The organism is Rhizobium sp. 11_C7_N12_5, from assembly GCF_051811145.1.
Lineage (GTDB): Bacteria > Pseudomonadota > Alphaproteobacteria > Rhizobiales > Rhizobiaceae > Rhizobium > Rhizobium lusitanum.
The window spans coordinates 2,063,115-2,079,983 of the sequence record NZ_JBPWPY010000002.1 but is presented as its reverse complement, the minus strand read 5'-3'; the positions used below and the strand labels follow the sequence as shown (position 1 = coordinate 2,079,983).

18 protein-coding genes and 1 pseudogene are annotated in these 16,869 nt (G+C 58.6%); 4 read left to right on the top strand and 15 right to left on the bottom strand.

Annotated features, from left to right (window positions below):
- Positions 1–235 precede the first annotated feature (235 nt).
- The 4 genes from AB8B29_RS28770 to AB8B29_RS28755 all read right to left on the bottom strand — a co-directional run bounded on the left by AB8B29_RS28770 (position 236) and on the right by AB8B29_RS28755 (position 5,209).
- The gene (locus AB8B29_RS28770; protein ID WP_037197015.1) at positions 236–1,528 is read right to left on the bottom strand and encodes an NCS2 family permease; all 1,293 of its coding nucleotides are present in this window, start codon (positions 1,526–1,528) and stop codon (positions 236–238) included.
- A gap of 920 nt (positions 1,529–2,448) precedes the next feature.
- Positions 2,449–3,510 (bottom strand): porin, encoded by a 1,062-nt coding sequence (locus tag AB8B29_RS28765; RefSeq protein ID WP_037197014.1) that lies wholly within the window; start codon positions 3,508–3,510, stop codon positions 2,449–2,451.
- Between the two features lie 666 nt (positions 3,511–4,176).
- On the bottom strand, positions 4,177–4,638 hold the full coding sequence (locus tag AB8B29_RS28760) for a hypothetical protein (protein ID WP_245297652.1): 462 nt from the start codon (positions 4,636–4,638) through the stop codon (positions 4,177–4,179).
- 181 nt (positions 4,639–4,819) lie between these two features.
- Positions 4,820–5,209 (bottom strand): hypothetical protein, encoded by a 390-nt coding sequence (locus AB8B29_RS28755; RefSeq protein WP_141694168.1) that lies wholly within the window; start codon positions 5,207–5,209, stop codon positions 4,820–4,822.
- A gap of 323 nt (positions 5,210–5,532) precedes the next feature.
- Here AB8B29_RS28755 and AB8B29_RS28750 point away from each other — a divergent pair, with 323 nt between their 5' ends.
- On the top strand, positions 5,533–5,679 hold the full coding sequence (locus AB8B29_RS28750) for a hypothetical protein (RefSeq protein ID WP_156143640.1): 147 nt from the start codon (positions 5,533–5,535) through the stop codon (positions 5,677–5,679).
- A 129-nt stretch (positions 5,680–5,808) separates the two neighbouring features.
- Here AB8B29_RS28750 and lpxD read toward each other — a convergent pair whose 3' ends face one another.
- From lpxD to AB8B29_RS28725, 5 genes and pseudogenes are all read right to left on the bottom strand, one after another.
- Positions 5,809–6,870, bottom strand: a complete 1,062-nt coding sequence (lpxD, locus tag AB8B29_RS28745; protein ID WP_051963493.1) for a UDP-3-O-(3-hydroxymyristoyl)glucosamine N-acyltransferase — start codon at positions 6,868–6,870, stop codon at positions 5,809–5,811.
- Between the two features lie 437 nt (positions 6,871–7,307).
- Positions 7,308–7,595 carry a hypothetical protein gene (locus tag AB8B29_RS28740; RefSeq protein WP_037197012.1) on the bottom strand — a complete coding sequence of 96 codons (288 nt, stop codon included), beginning with the start codon at positions 7,593–7,595 and terminating at the stop codon, positions 7,308–7,310.
- Between the two features lie 477 nt (positions 7,596–8,072).
- Positions 8,073–8,255 (bottom strand): annotated as a pseudogene (locus tag AB8B29_RS28735) (mismatch-specific DNA-glycosylase); the annotation flags it as partial.
- 160 nt (positions 8,256–8,415) lie between these two features.
- Positions 8,416–8,646 carry a BrnA antitoxin family protein gene (locus tag AB8B29_RS28730; RefSeq protein ID WP_037197011.1) on the bottom strand — a complete coding sequence of 77 codons (231 nt, stop codon included), beginning with the start codon at positions 8,644–8,646 and terminating at the stop codon, positions 8,416–8,418.
- Positions 8,647–9,052: 406 nt separating this feature from the next.
- A complete protein-coding gene (locus tag AB8B29_RS28725; protein ID WP_280518149.1) occupies positions 9,053–9,187 on the bottom strand; it encodes a hypothetical protein in 135 nt (44 codons plus the stop codon).
- A 31-nt stretch (positions 9,188–9,218) separates the two neighbouring features.
- Between AB8B29_RS28725 and AB8B29_RS28720 the strand changes: the two genes are divergently transcribed.
- Genes AB8B29_RS28720 through AB8B29_RS28710 form a run of 3 tightly spaced genes read left to right on the top strand, consistent with a single transcriptional unit; the run spans position 9,219 to position 10,234 of the window.
- Complete coding sequence (locus AB8B29_RS28720; RefSeq protein WP_037197010.1) at positions 9,219–9,611, top strand: GFA family protein; 393 nt, start codon at positions 9,219–9,221, stop codon at positions 9,609–9,611.
- A gap of 42 nt (positions 9,612–9,653) precedes the next feature.
- A complete protein-coding gene (locus tag AB8B29_RS28715; protein ID WP_156143639.1) occupies positions 9,654–9,797 on the top strand; it encodes a hypothetical protein in 144 nt (47 codons plus the stop codon).
- A 2-nt stretch (positions 9,798–9,799) separates the two neighbouring features.
- Positions 9,800–10,234, top strand: coding sequence for a TetR/AcrR family transcriptional regulator (locus AB8B29_RS28710; protein ID WP_141694167.1), 435 nt, complete (start codon positions 9,800–9,802; stop codon positions 10,232–10,234).
- Here the strand turns inward: AB8B29_RS28710 and AB8B29_RS28705 are convergent.
- The 6 genes from AB8B29_RS28705 to AB8B29_RS28680 all read right to left on the bottom strand — a co-directional run bounded on the left by AB8B29_RS28705 (position 10,155) and on the right by AB8B29_RS28680 (position 16,867).
- Complete coding sequence (locus AB8B29_RS28705) at positions 10,155–11,642, bottom strand: FAD-binding oxidoreductase (protein ID WP_244655274.1); 1,488 nt, start codon at positions 11,640–11,642, stop codon at positions 10,155–10,157. The genes AB8B29_RS28710 and AB8B29_RS28705 overlap by 80 nt on opposite strands.
- A gap of 90 nt (positions 11,643–11,732) precedes the next feature.
- Entirely contained in the window at positions 11,733–12,785 is a 1,053-nt protein-coding gene (gene speB, locus AB8B29_RS28700) for an agmatinase (RefSeq protein ID WP_037197008.1), read from the bottom strand.
- A gap of 18 nt (positions 12,786–12,803) precedes the next feature.
- A complete protein-coding gene (locus AB8B29_RS28695) occupies positions 12,804–13,688 on the bottom strand; it encodes a polysaccharide deacetylase family protein (RefSeq protein ID WP_037197007.1) in 885 nt (294 codons plus the stop codon).
- Positions 13,689–13,698: 10 nt separating this feature from the next.
- A complete protein-coding gene (locus AB8B29_RS28690) occupies positions 13,699–15,090 on the bottom strand; it encodes an MmgE/PrpD family protein (RefSeq protein WP_037197006.1) in 1,392 nt (463 codons plus the stop codon).
- Positions 15,091–15,201: 111 nt separating this feature from the next.
- Positions 15,202–16,044, bottom strand: a complete 843-nt coding sequence (locus AB8B29_RS28685) for an ABC transporter substrate-binding protein (RefSeq protein ID WP_092577332.1) — start codon at positions 16,042–16,044, stop codon at positions 15,202–15,204.
- A gap of 52 nt (positions 16,045–16,096) precedes the next feature.
- Positions 16,097–16,867: an amino acid ABC transporter ATP-binding protein gene (locus tag AB8B29_RS28680; RefSeq protein ID WP_037197005.1), complete on the bottom strand. Its 771-nt coding sequence runs from the start codon at positions 16,865–16,867 to the stop codon at positions 16,097–16,099.
- Positions 16,868–16,869: the final 2 nt, after the last annotated feature.

Here is a 16,869-nt window from a genome sequence, read left to right as displayed (position 1 = left end):
ACGGCCGTGGCCCCCCTTCTTTGATTCACAAGCATCTTTAATTTCGCATCCAATGTGCCACGGGATGATCGCGCGTGCTTTGCTCCGCTCCCCGTCCTTCGGGAACTTGCCGCCAATAAAATCCACGGCTTGCCGGCCAGTCGATAATTCCGGATTCAAATAGAAACGGCCTGCAAACAGGCTCAGGAGCCGGGGCGTCCGATCGGATGACCCCGCTCCTTGAAGAGTGCAACTGTTAGTCTGCGAAGAAGGCGAAGCGCACGATGAACAAGGCCGCAACGATCTGTGTCGCCAGATGAAGCGTGTTCCATCGGCCGGTGCAAACCTTCAGGACGACGTAGCTGATGAACCCGAAAGCAAGGCCATTGGCGATCGAGTAGGTAAACGGCATCGCCAGCGCCGTGAGTGCCGCGGGTGCAGCTTCAGTCAGATCATCCCATTCGATTTCCGTCAGCTCACGCATCATCAGGCCGGCGACGTAGAGCAGGGCCGGCGCCGTCGCATAGGCGGGAACAGAGGCGGCGAGCGGGGAAAAGAACAGGGCCGCGACAAAGAGCACGGCAATTGTCACCGCCGTCAGGCCTGTGCGACCTCCCGCCTGAACGCCCGAAGCACTTTCGACATAAGCGGTCGTGCTGCTGGTGCCCATCAATGAGCCGGCGACAATAGCCGCGCTGTCGGCGAGCAGAGCCCGGCTCAAGCGGTTCGGCTTGCCTTCCTCGATCAGTTTCGCCCGCTTGGCGACGCCGATCAGCGTCCCGGTCGCGTCGAAGACCTCAACGAGCACGAAGACGAGGATGATGTGGATCAGGCCTCCATGGAGAGCTCCTACGATGTCGAGCTGCATAAAGGTCGGCATGATCGAGGGAGGCATCGAAACGATGCCGTGGAACTGGCTGACGCCGAAGATCCAGGAGAGGACGGTGACAGCAAGAATGCCGATCAGGATCGAACCCCTTACTTTCATCGCATCGAGAACGGCGATGACGAAGAAGCCGAAGATTGCGAGAAGGGGCCCGGTCTGCTTCAGGTCTCCGAGACCGATGAGCGTCGCCTTGTTGGCGACGACGATGCCGGCACCCTTGAGGGCAATGATAGCCAGAAAAAGGCCGATACCGGCGGCGATAGCGCTTCTGAGCGAGCGCGGGATGCCCGCTATCAGCCAGCTGCGTACGCCGGTGACTGTCAGAAGGACGAAGATCCCGCCTGAGATGAAGACCGCGCCGAGCGCCTGTTGCCAGGTAAAGCCGAGCGCTGCGACGACGGTGAAGGCAAAGAAGGCATTGAGCCCCATGCCCGGCGCCAACCCTATCGGCCAATTGGCGACAAGTCCCATGACGATGGAACCCAATGCCGCGGCAAGACAGGTGGCGACAAAAATGGCATTGCGGTCCATGCCCGTGGTCGACAGGATATCCGGGTTGACGAAGATGATGTAGGACATCGTCAAGAACGTCGTCACGCCTGCGATGAGTTCGGTGCGGACGGACGTGCCGTGCTCACTCAATTTGAAAAGTCGTTCAAACATAGTTCCTCCCTAAGCGTTCCCAACGCCAGTGCATGTCATGAAGCTGGCCTGCATCTCCTCCGGATGCCGGCGCGACAAGCGCTTGTAAACGCTTCGTAGCGAGGGGGATTGTGCGCTGTTAGAGGCTCTGCGCGCTAGAGCCGGATTTCCCTGCAATTCGCGAAAGTCATTCTAGTTTTTCGGGCTATTTCCGAGCGGTGGATTTGCGTTTCGGAGCGATCACAGAATGGAGAAGACCTTCGATGCGGATATTTCCAACGTGTTCTGTTCGCCACCGCCTGGCGCCATCGATCGGGCAACGATGATACGCGCTGTGTTTTACAGGTGCGAAACGACAAAGCCAACCTATTTTGCGCCAGAAGGCGGCGCTGCGGCCACAGCGCTCCATGTGGCGGAGATTTCAGCACGAGCTATAGGTTGCCGGCAAAGCTGTCGGGGATATGTGACTTGTCCGCGCGCAGGACATTGACGCAAAACACCGCATTCTCGATGGTTGCCCGTGTGGCTGGACTGAGATGACGGATACAGACGAGAAGCGTCGGGCCAACTGCAAGATTATCACAAATGCACGCTGCGACGATCTGTTTGAAATGCTCGAACAGCGATTGGCTCGCTTCAGCATGCCGGGGATCTAACACGGTATTTGTTGCTGGCGTCTACGGCGCAGCACATTCAAAGATTCGCATATCACCTTGAAGAGTATTCGGTTCACAAAGCCGTTCGCTGCAGAGCGGACGCAGCCTGACGATACTCATCATGGACCGAATTGCCGACGCGCACCGATCCGTGCACCCATGCTGCTTGCATGGAGATGGATGGCTTCTCTTTGAGCAAGTGCTGTTGATGACCCTCATAAATAGAAAGAAGGCTCGGAGGGAAACCGAACCTTCTCCCTTTTCTGATCGGAGGTCGAAGTCAGATCAGAAGCTGCGCTCGAAGCGGAGGATACCAGCCCACTGGTCTTCGTTGATCGAATCCCAGTTGGTGTAGGTAACTTCCGGCTCGATGAGCAGGTTCTTGACCGGCTTGAACTTGAGGTTCGTGGTTGCAGAGAAGATCTTCGAGTCGGTGTAGGCGACCTGGAAGTTCCACTTCAGCTTTTCGTTGATCGGAACGCTTGCGCCGCCCCAAAGAGCCCAGTCACCCCAGCCGATACCGGAAGCATCGCCAGCACCGTTCGCACCAGCGTACTTGTTCAGCTTGTCGCCGTCGGTGTTCCAGCCGCCCATCAAGAAGGCCGAGAAGACACCGAAGTCAGCATCGACACGAGCCTTGATGGCGCCTTCTTCGACGATCGAGTCATAGCCGCCAACGACCTTGAAGCCCCATGCGCCAGACTTGAAGCCGGCACCGGCAACAACGTCGGGAGCGTAATGGTCGGAGCTGTCTTCGCCGTTAGCGCCAGTAGCGCCCGTACCGGAATTGGTATCTTCGACGGAGATCACAGCCGTGAAGCCGTTGCCTGCATCGTAGTTGTAGGTGATCTGGTTCAGCTCGTACGGACCGTCATAAACCACGTCGTCGTTGATGACGTCGCCGGCATAACCGGTGAAGACGTTGAACTGCGAGTCTTCCTTACCAATGGTGAAGCCACCGAGGCTGATGCTGGCATGCAGCAGGTTGGTGGACGTCGAGCCGCCGTTGGCCCAGTCCCAACGCAGTTCGGTGTTGGTCTTCAGCGGACCATACTCGGTGTCCGTTGCCGTCTGCAGCTGCAGTTCAGCGCGGGTGTGCCAGAGCGTGCCGAAACGGCTGTTCGGGTTGTAGGCATCGTACCACTGACCTTCGGTACGAACCTTGCCGCCGATCTTGAGGCAGGTTTCGGTGCCCGGGATGAAGAAGTAGCCGGCGCCGTAAGCGTCGCAGATACGGACGTACTCAAGCGGCTCCGGTTCAGCAGCGACGACAGCGTCGGCCGCATGAGCACCGGAAACTACTGCCAGTGCAGCAGCGGAGCCGAGAAGAAGGCTCTTGATATTCATTTTGTCTCCAATCGATATGCCTGATCGGAACGACGCCGGCGACCACCCGCTACGTTCATTGATCAGGCTGTTCCCTCTAAGTGGAAGCCAACGGCCCCCCACGCACACGGTAGCGAGATGGATATGGCATCGGAACACAATAGTTTCGCCGCGCCGTGTATTTTCAGACATAAAATTGTCATAGATGCAAAAATACATCACTTATACTCTGTAATGGTTGAGTCTATCTAACTATATGCACCGGAAATACTAAATAAACGTACGTAATGTATATATACACTGGAATGTTAGTAGCCAAATGATAAGTCTACGTTACTATTTATACTGATTTTAACTCTCGATGCAGCCGTTTGGAGCGGAAATTGCGCCGATTCGGGTGATGGAATGTGAGCCCTATGGCATGTCTTTGCCGGCAAAGACCGGGCGCGCTCGGTGTCCGAGATCGATCGGAGCGCCACGAGGTACGAAGCACCAAACTCGGCTCTCCGGTCAGTCAGTCTAGGTATTTTCACGATGGGCATCGGGCAGTCGATGATTGCTTTGCATTGCTGGAATTGCCGGCAATCTCGCAGGTGATTGTGCCCGGCTTGCCGTGGGCTGTTAACTTGGCAAGAGGGCTCGTGACGCCGGAAGCAACGTCACCCGCAGGATCGTCACGCCTGCGCTTCAATAGTCGGCCGGGGCGGTCCTTGGGCACAGAGCGCGGAAGATCCCCATATTTGTCGGGTAGCCAGAGGCAGATGAGCCGTCCGCATCGTCATTGGTCTGCAGGTTCACCAGCCGATACTTCGCCATGCTGTCGGGGGCAGGGTTGCGACCGCGGAATTGATATCGGTCGCCAGCGAAATCTGTGAAAATCCCGGTCTTACAATCGGCCTCGATTACATCGCTCAACGGCATCGACAGCTCTTGCCTGATGCAGTCCGGAGTAACTTTCTGAACGTACTGACGACAGAAGGCGATTGCATTTGCGCGCGTATGCTTCGTCCGGATTTCGGCATGAGAAGTGTCCAGACCCGACATGCTGACGATGGTGACTTCCATCCCGGCACGGGAGCCATAGTAAACGGTGCCGGATGCAAGTGATGAACCTGCCATCAAGGTCAGTAGAACCGCCGTCAGCGTCACAAGCTTCAAGGTGCCATCCTCCCCCAAGTTCCCGATGATCGTCTTCGAATCCACAGCGAGAGTCGAGCGCGAGAGGTCGCCCATGGCTTACAATGGGCAGGCCGATTGTGTGAGGGCCGAAACTCAACGTGGAAATTGGGACAGCCGCTCAAGACAAGGCCATCATTGCTGGCTGGCGTTCTTAAGTATCAATGCCGTTGGCTTTGCAGCGATCACGCACTTGCGCCGCCAACTCATCCGTCTGCCCATAGGCCATCAGGTTGAAGATGGTGACGTTCTGGCCACCAAACTGACTTTGCACGAGCGTGCCGATGTATGGGGCATTCGGGCTGTCTTTGCCGAGGTTCGCTGTGCCGCAGGCATATGTCGCTCCGCCGGACGATGAGCGGGCTCTCCCGCTGTTAACTGCCACCTGCTTCAACGAGAGCGATTTTTGAAATCCGTTTTGAACGGCGCTGGTTTCCTCCGGCGTCAATGGACGTACGATGGAGGGAGGCGCTTCGGGGGTAGGTCTAAGTGAATGACACGATGCTAATATGACGCATGCCAGTATCGAGATAGATTTTTTCATACTTTTCTCCCCTCAAAACCCCCTTTTGGATACATCAGAGAGGAGAATTGCTCAACCTGTGTTGAACAGTTCGACCGCAGCGCATCCTATCGGCGACGCCTCTTGCTATTGCGAGATGAAGTGAGCTGGCCGTTTACACTGTGCCGGAGAACTCCGCTTTGCAGTCCGCGACCAACACAATCCTTCGTTTGCAAGAATCTATAATCCGTAACACACGGTAACGTTCCGGCCGGGTTCCTGCCTCCAGGAAGCTCGATAATCGAACTGCTGTATCGAGGTCTCCAGCACCTAAAAGCAATGAGCCAAGCGACGATAAAGCGTGCTTGACCTTTCAAGGCCTGCTGCATTCCGATGAGATCGGAGGGGACCGCGTGCTTCTGTTTCTTGCCTTCATGGCGACCATCATTCTTGGTTGTTTCATCATGCCTCAGCCTCCCGAGGCCCAGGATGATGAGGACAACATCTGGTAAGGGAATGAGGTAGATTGTGTATGGCCAAAAGGACGTTATCGCGTTTTGCTCGGGGCCGAGGCCCCACATTACCGGCCAGGTGCTAAATATCGACGGCGGCTAGACTTTCCTCTGAAAGACCTTCGCTGGTTATACCGCGCGGTTTCCCTGGCCGGTCCGACCATCAGGCTGAACGCCAAGCCCGGCCTGGCGCTCGATATTTCTTAACGTGATAACTTGGCGCAAGAAATCCCGTTTTGGCTGAGCGGGGCTTCCAAGCAGGACCGCTCCCTCCTCGACGTCGGAAATTACGCCCGCCTGTGCGCCGATCTGCACGGCGCGGCCGATGTTCAGGTGACCGGCAATTGCCGCTTGTCCGCCGATTTTCGCGAAATCGCCCACGGTGGTGGAGCCAGCGATACCCACCTGCGCAACGACGACGCATTGGCGGCCGAGAACAACGTTATGACCAATTTGAACGAGATTATCTATGCGAGTACCCGCCCCTATGACCGTGTCTCGCGCTGATCCGCGATCGATGGTGGTGTTTGCACCGATCTTGACATCATCTTCGATGACCACGAGCCCGAGCTGGGCCACGCCCAGAAAACCCTCTGCTGTCGCAGCAAAGCCGAAGCCTTCCTGGCCTATTCTGACGCCGGGAAAAAGCTCGACACGAGAGCCTATGATTGCATGGCTCACGGTAGTTTGAGCCCCAATCTTGCAATCTCGTCCGATGACGACGGCTCGACCAATCACAGATCCGGCGCCGATCACGCAGCCGGCACCGATGACGACGCCGCTGCTGATGACGACATTCGGTCCCACCTCACAGGAGGGATCTATTGAAGCGCCTTCCTCGATGATGGCGGATGGATGAACCCCTGGGGATACAAGCGATTCAGGATGAAAGAGTGCGCAAACACGCGCCCACGCAGCGTAAGGCTCAATAGTCACAATAGCCGCGGCAGAAGGCGGCAGATCGGATTGCAAATCCGGATGCACGATAATCGCGCCTGCCAGAGATTTGCCAAGGAAAGCCAGATAACGGCGGTTGTCCAGGAAGCTGATGTCGGAGGGACCAGCTGTCTGAAGAGTGGCCACACCGGTTAGCACGAGATCTTTTGAAATCGCCGAGCCGCGCGCGCACGATGCTACCGTCGCCAGATCGAAAGGCCCGCGTTTTTCAAAGAATCTCGAGTCAGCCATCATTATGATCTTTCCAGCAGGGTTAAAATATGCACCGGCATCAAAGTCGATGCCGGTGTGAAGCCTCTACGTTTGAACTGCGGCTTTTCAATATTGAATCCTGTGACGAAATATTGCTCATGGACAGCGCATGCGAGGGAGCGCGAGCACAATGGGCGGAGTCGCCTTAACAAACGTCACATTTCTTCCGGTGACATCGTCATCTTCAAAAGTGTAAAATAGGGTTGAAGACTATCGATGGAGTCCACGGTGAACGTCTGCTCTTGCGAACACTCGTTCACGATTTCGATTTCACATTGCCTCCAAACCACCTGAACGAGCTGTTATCGACACGATATCATCAGCTTCGCTCGTTCGGTGGTGCCGGGTCTATCTCGACAGGATATGGGTGCAGTCGACGGGCACGGCGACAATCATGCTCGGCCTATGGCCCCCTGGCTCTACTTGTTCTTCAGAAGCCATATCTTGCCGGCCATGGTTATGGCGTACACGTCCTTTTCGGCATCGTCGTTAAAGTGGAGACGCTCGAGAAAGCCGGGCTCCCTCAACTCTTCCAATGTTTTGGCGCTTATGAATTTGATTTTCTGCGGTCGTTCTTTCCAACGATCGGTCTTTGCATATGTCACGGTCGCGTTCTGGTGCGTCCACTTCTTCGCAGACTGGGGATAAAGGTCTCCTTGCTGGGCAAGTTTCAACCCTGCGATCTGGGACGGTGTTAGTTCAATCATGGGTGCGAAATGTCTCCATCGCTATTACTCTCGGGCGCACTTACCACAAAAAAGTCGAGTGTTTCCCAAAAATGCGCGACCGGTGTTCGTATATCTGGTTGGTGCATAGTATCTCTGCGGAGCGACCAACTCAAGAAATGTCAGCTGTCGGTGCGCAATTGACCATACTCGTCGTGAACATGCGTCATTACCGATCGGTGTTTCGCAGGTCGCATGCGGTCCAAAACGATATTCGACTGTATGGGCCGATGGTTCAAGTTTCCTCAAGGCGAGAGCTTTGAACCGGACGAGGGTCGTGGCCTCGGATGGGCAAGCGCAGGATCATCATGACCGGGCAACTTCGTCGGGTAAACCGAACTGAGGCGGGTGCCCGGCGTCCAGCGCTGTAGGTGTCGTCTGCGGGAAATGTCGGGCAACGATCGGTTGCTTGTTTGGGTCAGCCATCACCGATGGGGGCGCTGTGCCGGCCACTGCCGATTTCATCTCGCGATAGTGTTCCGTCAATCTCGCCAGGTCGAAGGCCCTGTTGAGTCCGCTTGGATTCGGAAGCACCCAGATTGAGGCGCCCGCGAATTCGTCCACTTGCCTGCCCCACTCGACATGCGTTCGAAGGCTGATAGCCATGTATGCCGCCTTTCCCAGAAAGGCCTTCCCTGGGGGAGTGGAGGAGAGAGCGACCCGATGCGCTAGACGCCCTCGCCAAGTTAACCGATAGACCGCCCGCCGACCCGCCGCAGCTGGCGATGCTGATGTCGGCGATCTGTCGCAGCGGATGACCACAGTGTCTTGCGCCGCACTAGCCTGGTGAGCGCCGAGCGGCCTAGTCTTTCATCTTCATGGCGGCGCGCAGGGTATCGTTGATCCGGTCCTGCCAGCCAGCGCCGTCCGCCTGGAAATAAGCCAGGACTTCGCTGTCGAGCTTCAGGGAGACGAGCTCTTTGATATTCGGCAGCGGCCCCCGTTCGACCGCGGGAGCAGGCGCTTTTTTGACTGGCTTGAAGAGCGCCTCAGCCGCTTCGAGCGGACTGCCTGGCCGTCTTGGTGTACGCATGGATTCTACCTTGCTCTCTGGCGGCGGTCATTCGTGCCTGTCGCCATCGACCGACCTCTTGGTACGGCGAGTTGGATATTTCCTGGCCGACAGGTTTAGGAAACAATGCCGGCGAATTCTTTCATCGGTCAGCTGGTCAACTTTGGACCAATGTCGTTCTAGTGTTCGGGAAGCTCTTTGTGAAGTCCCTTGAATCGAATCGTTGAGATGAGGCGCTGGCAAACGATCTTGGCGTTGCTGTTTCGAAAGAACAATGCTCCGCCGGACGGCGGAGCAGAGATTGGGACAGTGAAACCTCGGCTTTTGACCGTGTCTTCCGGGAAGAAGCGACCGAGCGGGTTCCGGCAAAGGATTGCGGCAAGCCCGACTTTTCTACCTATTGATCATCAATTCGTTCCCTTCGTTGTTATTGCCTGCGTTTGGCAGATTGGGCCGGTGCCGCATCGGGTTCGCCGAGCAAAGACTTGTCCGGATCGATAGCGGGAATGGCGGCGATGGGCGCTGCAGTAATTGCGATGACCGTGCTGTTCGTCGTAAACATTCTGCCTGCTTGTTTTTAGAGGAGGCACAGCATGGACCGATTCACCGGCGGTTGCCTGTGTGGCGACGTTCGAATTGTGGCGTCGGGACGCCCATACCGGGTCGGCGTCTGCCACTGTCTCGACTGCCGCAAGCATCACGGCGCCCTTTTTCACGCTTCCGCGATATTTCCTCAGGATTCGGTGACGATCGCAGGCGAAACACGCGACTACGCCGGGCGTTTTTTCTGTCCGCGCTGCGGCTCGCCCGTTTTCGCCCGCACTGCGGACGAAATCGAAGTGAACCTGGGATCGCTGGATGCCCCTGACCAGCTGAAACCAACCTACGAACTCTGGACCGTCCGTCGCGAATCCTGGTTGCCGCCGTTTCCGCTCACGAGACGATACGACCGCGATCGTGACGCCGCGAGTCGCTTCGAGGGGTAGGTCGCGCGACCGGTGCGAAGGCGCCGTTGCGAGGTGACAGAGATGCAGGCCTTGATCGACATCTCGAACCTGATGCTCGCGGACTTCGCCTTCGAGATGGAAGGCGAAGTCCGCGGCGAGGCGACGAGCACAGGCCTGCCTCGGACGGCCTATGCCAGCGAGCATTTTGTCAGTCGCGGATTATAGCTGTGACGCGCTCACTCCTGTTAAGCGTATTGAACCGCAAAACCTTCGTGGACCATTTCCTCGCTTTTTGCCCGGAGCGCTTTCGCATGCTCGCAATCGAGCGCGTAGGAGATCGCACGCCTTCGCGCACCGGGTTGATCAGCCTCGCGGGCGTCGGCATCGGCACGCTCTATCGCCACTTCCACACCCGCGATGCCTCGATCGGTGATATCTACCGCAACGAGACCGAACAGCTCGCCAAAGCCGCAACTGAGTTGGCTGAAAGTCTTCCACCGAAGGAGGCGCTGCGGCAATGGATGGCGGTATTCTTCGAATACATGGCGAGACTCTGGTGGCGCCGAGCAACCAGAGTGGACGTTATTCCTGCAGCTGACGACGGCCCGCTTCCAGCACCTTGCCAGGGTTCATCATGCCTGAGGGATCGAGACTGTGCTTGATCGCAAGCATGAGGTCCTGCTCGACCTCGCCGCGATATTTGAGCACCGCACCTGCCTTGAGCGTACCGAGCCCGTGTTCGGCTGAAACGGTTCCGCCGAAGCGCAGGGTGTTGTGGTTGATGATGCCGTGGATCTCATCCGATCTGGCCAGGAAATCCTTGGGCAAAACGTCAGCAGGCTGGATGATGCCGAAGTGGATGTTTCCATCGCCGAGGTGGCCGAAAGCAATGATGCGGGCTCCCTTGACGGCCTGGGAAATCGCCGCAGAGCAGATCTCGAGGAAATCCGGTATCGACGAGATCGGAACAGCGATATCGCCCTGGATCGTCGGTCCCTCCATCATGTCGGCTTCGGCCAATCCTTCGCGCAGCGCCCAGAAACTTCTGCTTTGGCTGAGAGAAGCGGAAACAACGGCGTCGCTGACCAAGCCGGCCTCATAAGCCTCGGCAAGCACGGCCGTCATCCTTTCCTGCTGCGAGGCGGTTTCGTCGCTCGAGGAAAATTCGATCAGCACCTGCCATTCGCAAAGCCTTTCCAAGGGGAGCCGGCAGGCTGGGAAATGCTTGAGGACAAGTTCGAGGCCGGTTCCCGGCATAAGCTCGAAAGCGGTGACCTGCCCGCCGGTTCGCTGCTTGCAAAGCGCAAGCAAATCCAGCGCTGCCTTGACGGATGGCACGGCGCACACCGCCGTCGCCACGGAGGCGGGCCTTGCAAAGAGTTTCAGCACGGCGCCCGTAATGATCCCAAGGGTGCCTTCGCTGCCGATGAACAGTTGCTTGAGATCATAGCCCATATTGTCCTTGCGAAGGCCGCGCATGCCGTTCCAGATGCGGCCATCCGCGAGAACCACTTCGAGCCCGAGAACGAGATCCCTTGTGTTTCCGTAGCGCAGGACATTGCTACCGCCCGCATTGGAGGCGAGGTTGCCGCCGATCTGGCAATTGCCCTCGGAGGCAAGACGTAGCGGGAAGAGACGTTCGTTTTTCTCTGCCTCCGCCTGGATCGACGCGAGAAGGCATCCCGCATCGACAGTCATTGTATCGTTGATGGTGTCGACAGCCCGCACCTTGTTCATGCGGGCGAGATTGACCAGGATCTCGACACCCTTTCCGCTCGGCACCGCGCCGCCAACCAGGGATGTATTTCCGCCTTGCGGCACGATCTTCAGCCCATATTCCCGGCAAATCGAGACGATGGTGGCGACTTCCTCCGTCCGTGCCGGCTTCAGCAGCAGGGGCGAACTGCCGCGCATCACGCCCGTCCAATCGACGACATGCGGTTCGAGAAGGCCGGGATGGGTGCTCCAGCCGGAAGGCCCGACCGTCTCCTTCAGACGTTCAAGCGCTTCCGCAAGCCTGTCAGGCCGTATCTGCTCTCCGGATACGCCCGCCTTCATGTCCAGCGTCATTGGAGAAAATCCTTTCATTTCCGGCGGGTGAGGTTCAGGCCCTCATCCTGTGGTGATCGGCCGCGCTGGGCGCGCGGCCGACGGGATGCGCTAGGGCTTCAGGGACGGGCTGAAGCGGATCAGGCTGAGGATTTCGAAGAGCATCTGTGCCGCAACATGAGCGGTATTCGTTGTCGCGTCATATTGCGGCGCGACCTCCACCACATCGCCGCCGACGAAATCGATGCCCTTCAGTCCATGGAGGATTGCAAGCACCTCGCGGCTGGTCAGGCCGCCGATTTCCGGCGTCCCTGTGCCGGGTGCGAAAGCGGGATCGAGACTGTCGACATCGAAGGAAAGATAGGTTGGGCCATCTCCCACGACCGCGCGCGCTTTTTCGATGATGGCATCGATGCCCATCCGGCTAATGTCTTCAGCATGGATGACGGTCATTCCGGATTCGTAGGAGAACTCCCAGAGATACTCCGCCGCGCCACGGATACCGATCTGAATGGTGCGCGTGGGATCGAGAACTCCATCCAGCACCGCATTCCTGAACGGTCCGCCGTGATGGAACTTGGTGAGGTCATAGGCACCGCCCGTATCGCAATGCGCGTCGATATGGATCAGGCCGACAGGGCGCTCCTTGCCGACGGCCTTGAGGATCGGGTGCGTGATCGAATGATCGCCGCCGACCGCCAGCGGGATGACGCCGGCAGCAACGATCTGCCCGAAGCGACGTTCGATATCCTCATGGCTGAGCTCGAGGCGATAGCGGCTGCGGAATGGGACATCACCGATATCGGCGACCTTCGTTTCGAAGAGGGGCGCGCATTTCAGCACGTGATTGTAGGGTCCGACACGCTCGATGGCGCGCAGCGCCCGCGGCCCGAAACGAGAACCGGGGCGATTGGTGACACCGAGATCCATCGGAACCCCGATCAAGGCAATGTCGAGATCGCCGAAGTCTGGATTTTCGGCGTCAATAGGCCGGTAGGTGGCATCGAGGAGGGTCGGAATGCCGCTAAAGGGCGCAGCGCGAGTACCGCTTGCCGAAAAGATCTTGTTGGCCACGGCTTGGAATTCCGGATCATGGATGTTGCCACCATGTCCCTCGCCAAATTTTTCACGCAGCTGCTGCAGTTTTTCGTGGTCGAATGCCATGTCGTATCACCCCTCGTCTCAAACTGAAGAAGCTTTGCGCTCTTTTTCCAGCGTTTCAAAATGATCCGTGATCTGCGCTCCGGTCGCGATCCAGACGTCGTCCTTCGACTGCACGTGGCGCAGGAAGTCGCGCAATATGTGCCAGCGCATCGGCCGGCCGGAGACCTGCGGATGCAGGACAAGCGTCGTCACCCCGCCCCACGCATGGGTTGCCTCGAATTCCTCGATCCAGAGCGGGAGCACCGTGTCCCGCCCGAAAAGTGGCCGCGGACTGGTGCGGCTCGACATGCCGAAGTTCCAATCGTCGAAAGCGAAGTTGACGGGGATCTCGACCACGCCCGGCCGATCGCCTGCGGACCGATGCCGGTAGGGCAGGATATCGTCGCGGAACGAGCTCGAATAGCGGATGCCGGATTTGGCAAGGTAGGCCAGCAGTTCCGGGAAATTCTCGCCCGAAGGGGCACGGTAGCCGACAGGGCGGATGCCGAAAATCTTTTCCAGCGCCTCGAAGCCGCGATCGATCTCCTCGAATGTCTCGTCCAGTTTTTCGCGATCCGGCATCTTGTGCAGATAGCCGTGATGTCCGATCTCGTGTCCGGCTTTCAGAATGCCCTCGCAGACCTCGGCATGGGCGAGCGCCGTCCATCCCGGCGTGAAGAAGGTCGCCTTCAGGGACAGTTCCTCCATCAGCTCAAGAATCTTGCCTATCCCGACGCGTGCATCATAGCCGCCGTGGGAGGTGGTGACCATGCGGTCGATATTGGACGGATTGTTGCCGATCCATGCGGTTTCCGCATCGACGTCAAAGCCGATGAACAGGGCGCTTCGGGCACCGTTCGGCCAGGTCATCGCCGGGGCCTTGTCAGCAGGGTTGAGCGGGCGCGGGGTCAGGTCATAGGTCACGGCTGTATCCTCAGCAAAAGACGGGGCGGTTGTCCGCGTTGCCCGCCAGCAGGGTTTCGAGCCTGCGGCAGTCATTCAGGTTTTCAAGGTCGGCGATCGCGGCCCAAAGCCGATCGGCCTGTTCCGGCTCCATGGCCATGGCCGTGAGCTCGCGAAACTTGGCGGCGACCGCGGCAGGCTGCATCGGTCTTTCGGCAGAGCCGGTGGCCCGCGGCACCATCCGCGAAGCGCTGGAACCATCTATGAAGATCAGCGTCACCACCGGTTCGTCGAGCGGCTGCATGCCATCATCCACAGTGAGGCGCACGCGATCCATGATGCTGCGGAGACGGGCGTCGGAGCGCCGCTCAGCCGAATAGGCCTGGAGCCCTGCCGTGTCGAAAACGCAGCGCGCGGCAAGGGCATAGGGCAGGCTCATCTGGGTCGGCGCCATCGCGCTGGTCTCCTTGGCACCGCACATGCCCATCAACATGGGACTTAATCGCAGCTCGATCGTCGTTATCTCGCTGGCCTGGCGGCCCGTTTCCTGCAAGAGGTCGTCCAGCGCATCCACGGCTGAGTGGGCACCGCGGCAGGAGGCGTAGGGTTTTAAAACAGCGCGTTTTACTTTCCAGCTTTCACCGAGCGCGTCGCTGAGCTTCTCCGCCTCGCAGGCCGATTTGTTGAAGGAGCGGAAAAAGCCGCCCCAGACGTCATCGAAGACCTTGGATGGTCCGGCAAAGCCCTCCGCGGCCAGCTGCGCGGCAAGCAGGCCGCCTTCGGCCGCACGGCCGGCATGAATTTTCTTGGCCTGCGAACCGTCGTGGATGAAAGCCCACAGACCGGACGAAAAGCTGGTCGCAAGGGTGATCGCATCGCGCGTGGTAGAGGCATCGAGGCCGCAGATATTGGCGACGGCTGCCGCCGCCGCAAGCGTGCCGCAGGTGCCGGTCGAGTGCCAGCCGAGGCTGTTGTGGCTGTCATATCCGCCGGCTGCTTCCAGAATCCGCCGACCGACATCGTAGCCGGCGACCACAGCCGCGATCAGTTCCTTGCCCGTTACGACGCGCGATTCTTCAGCAATGGCGGCCATGACGGCGGGCATGACGACGGCGCCCGAGTGATCGCATCCCCCGGCATCGTCAAGCTCAAAGGCATGCGCCGCAACACCGTTGATCAGAGCGGCGTCGCGGGCGGATACCCGGTCAGTGGTGCCCCAGAGCCTCGCATTTCCCTGCGTTCGGCCAAGACGCCTCGCGATCCGGAATTCGTTCGAGCGGCCGCCGGCGAGAGCGGCGGCAAATGTATCGGCAATATGGATTTTGGTCTTTTCGACGACATCGGCGGGAAGGGCCTCAAACCGGAGTGCCGAAATAAAGGATGCCAGTCTGTCGATCGGGGCGTCGCCAAGAACGCGGGACATGATTGTCTGCTCTCTCGTATTTGGGAATGATGGACCCGAATGAAGCTGCCTTCACCGGGTCATTGGTTTGCGGCCCCGGCGCTTTCACGCCGGAGCCGCGGACGCCAGGCGTCACTTTACGGCTTGAGCGTTGACGTAGATTCCGTCCAGCATCGCACCTTCGAGGCCGTATTTGGCGAAGATCGTCTTGTACTCGCCGCTGGCCATCAGCGCCTTCAGCGCGGCGGCATAGGCATCGCGGAGCTCGGTATCCTTCTTGGCAAAGCCGATGCCCTGATAGACGGCCGTAAAGGGCTCGCCGACAACGGTATAGGTGTCCTTCTCGAGGCTCAGCAGATAGGGAAGCGTTTCGGAACCCTGCACCGCGCCATCGACGCGACCTTGCTTCAGCTGGGCACGGGCGTCCGCCGAGCCTTCCGTACCGACAACCTTGACGGCCGGCAGCCCCTTGGCTTCGCAGTTGGCCGCACTCCACTTCGCCGTCTCATCCGGGAAGGAGGTGCGGCGGCTCATGCCGACGATCTTGCCGCAGAAGTCGGTCGGCTTCTTGAACTCATCCTTGCGGGCAAAGGATGTGTAGAACTGCGCGCCGGATTTCATATAGTCGACGAAATCGAGCGTGTCGCGACGGGTGGGCAGGTCGCTCATGCCGCTATGGATGAGGTCGACGCGGCCGGTCGTCAGGGAAGAGACCATCTGTTCGAAGCCGATATCGGACCACTCCACCGTGGTGCCGAGTTGTTTGGCGAGCGCGAGGCCAAGATCGATGTCGAGGCCCATGAGTTTGTTGGTGGCCGGATCCTTGTATTCCATCGGCGGATAGTTCGCCTGGTTGGCGACGACGACCTTGCCGGCGGACTTGATTCTTTCCGGCAGGCCTTCGGCGTTGGCTGCGGTTGCAGCAACGCAAAGAGCTGCGAGCATGACGAGATGCCTGTTCATGTTGTTCCCCATTTTGACTCTGGTGCAAAGCCGGAGGGTTTCCTGTTCCGCCAGCTTCCTCTTCTCAACTGTGAACGGCTTTGATGAACTCCGCCGTTCTGGCGCTTTTCGGAGTGCTGAGAACCTCCGATGCCAAGCCTGTTTCGACCACTTTTCCCGCTTCCATAAAGGTGACGGTATTGGCCACATTGCGGGCAAAGCCCAATTCGTGGGTGACGACGATCATGGTCATTCCGGACGCTGCAAGATCCTTCATGACGTCGAGCACTTCCGAGACGAGTTCCGGGTCGAGTGCCGATGTGGGCTCGTCGAAGAGAATGAGATCCGGCTGCATGCCCATGGCGCGGGCGATGGCGACGCGCTGCTGCTGGCCGCCTGATAGTTCGGACGGATAATGGTTCGCCTTCTCGGCAAGACCGACGCGTTCCAGAAGGACGGAGGCTCGTTCGCGGGCCTGCTCCACGGATTGTCCGAGGACATGCACCGGTCCCTCGATGATGTTCTCGATCGCGGTCTTGTGCGGAAAGAGGTTGAAGCGCTGGAAGACCATGCCGATGCGGCGGCGCTGACGGGAAATTTCCGCATCGCTGATCTGGTGCAGATTGTTGCCTTCGCGGCGATAGCCGATCAGCTCGTCATTGACCCAGATGGCGCCGCCATCCATCCGCTCCAAAAGGTTGATGCATCTCAGAAACGTGCTCTTGCCGGAGCCGGAGGGGCCGATGATACAGCTGACCTCGCCGCGCACGACCTCCATGCTGACTTTGTCGAGGGCGCAGAAGTCGCCGTAGTTCTTCGTGACGTCGACGGCCTTGACGAGAATATCCTGTTTCATGG

Coding starts and splice junctions, on each gene's coding strand:
- speB (WP_037197008.1), bottom strand. CDS start 12,785: ATGGCATTCGACCACGAAAAACTGCAGCAGCTGCGTGAAAAATTTGGC.
- AB8B29_RS28740 (WP_037197012.1), bottom strand. CDS start 7,595: ATGATTGAACTAACACCGTCCCAGATCGCAGGGTTGAAACTTGCCCAG.
- AB8B29_RS28765 (WP_037197014.1), bottom strand. CDS start 3,510: ATGAATATCAAGAGCCTTCTTCTCGGCTCCGCTGCTGCACTGGCAGTA.
- AB8B29_RS28685 (WP_092577332.1), bottom strand. CDS start 16,044: ATGGGGAACAACATGAACAGGCATCTCGTCATGCTCGCAGCTCTTTGC.
- AB8B29_RS28690 (WP_037197006.1), bottom strand. CDS start 15,090: ATGTCCCGCGTTCTTGGCGACGCCCCGATCGACAGACTGGCATCCTTT.
- AB8B29_RS28720 (WP_037197010.1), top strand. CDS start 9,219: ATGGACCGATTCACCGGCGGTTGCCTGTGTGGCGACGTTCGAATTGTG.
- AB8B29_RS28725 (WP_280518149.1), bottom strand. CDS start 9,187: ATGTTTACGACGAACAGCACGGTCATCGCAATTACTGCAGCGCCCATC.
- AB8B29_RS28705 (WP_244655274.1), bottom strand. CDS start 11,642: ATGACGCTGGACATGAAGGCGGGCGTATCCGGAGAGCAGATACGGCCT.
- AB8B29_RS28755 (WP_141694168.1), bottom strand. CDS start 5,209: ATGAAAAAATCTATCTCGATACTGGCATGCGTCATATTAGCATCGTGT.
- AB8B29_RS28730 (WP_037197011.1), bottom strand. CDS start 8,646: ATGCGTACACCAAGACGGCCAGGCAGTCCGCTCGAAGCGGCTGAGGCG.
- AB8B29_RS28680 (WP_037197005.1), bottom strand. CDS start 16,867: ATGAAACAGGATATTCTCGTCAAGGCCGTCGACGTCACGAAGAACTAC.
- AB8B29_RS28715 (WP_156143639.1), top strand. CDS start 9,654: ATGCAGGCCTTGATCGACATCTCGAACCTGATGCTCGCGGACTTCGCC.
- AB8B29_RS28770 (WP_037197015.1), bottom strand. CDS start 1,528: ATGTTTGAACGACTTTTCAAATTGAGTGAGCACGGCACGTCCGTCCGC.
- lpxD (WP_051963493.1), bottom strand. CDS start 6,870: ATGATGGCTGACTCGAGATTCTTTGAAAAACGCGGGCCTTTCGATCTG.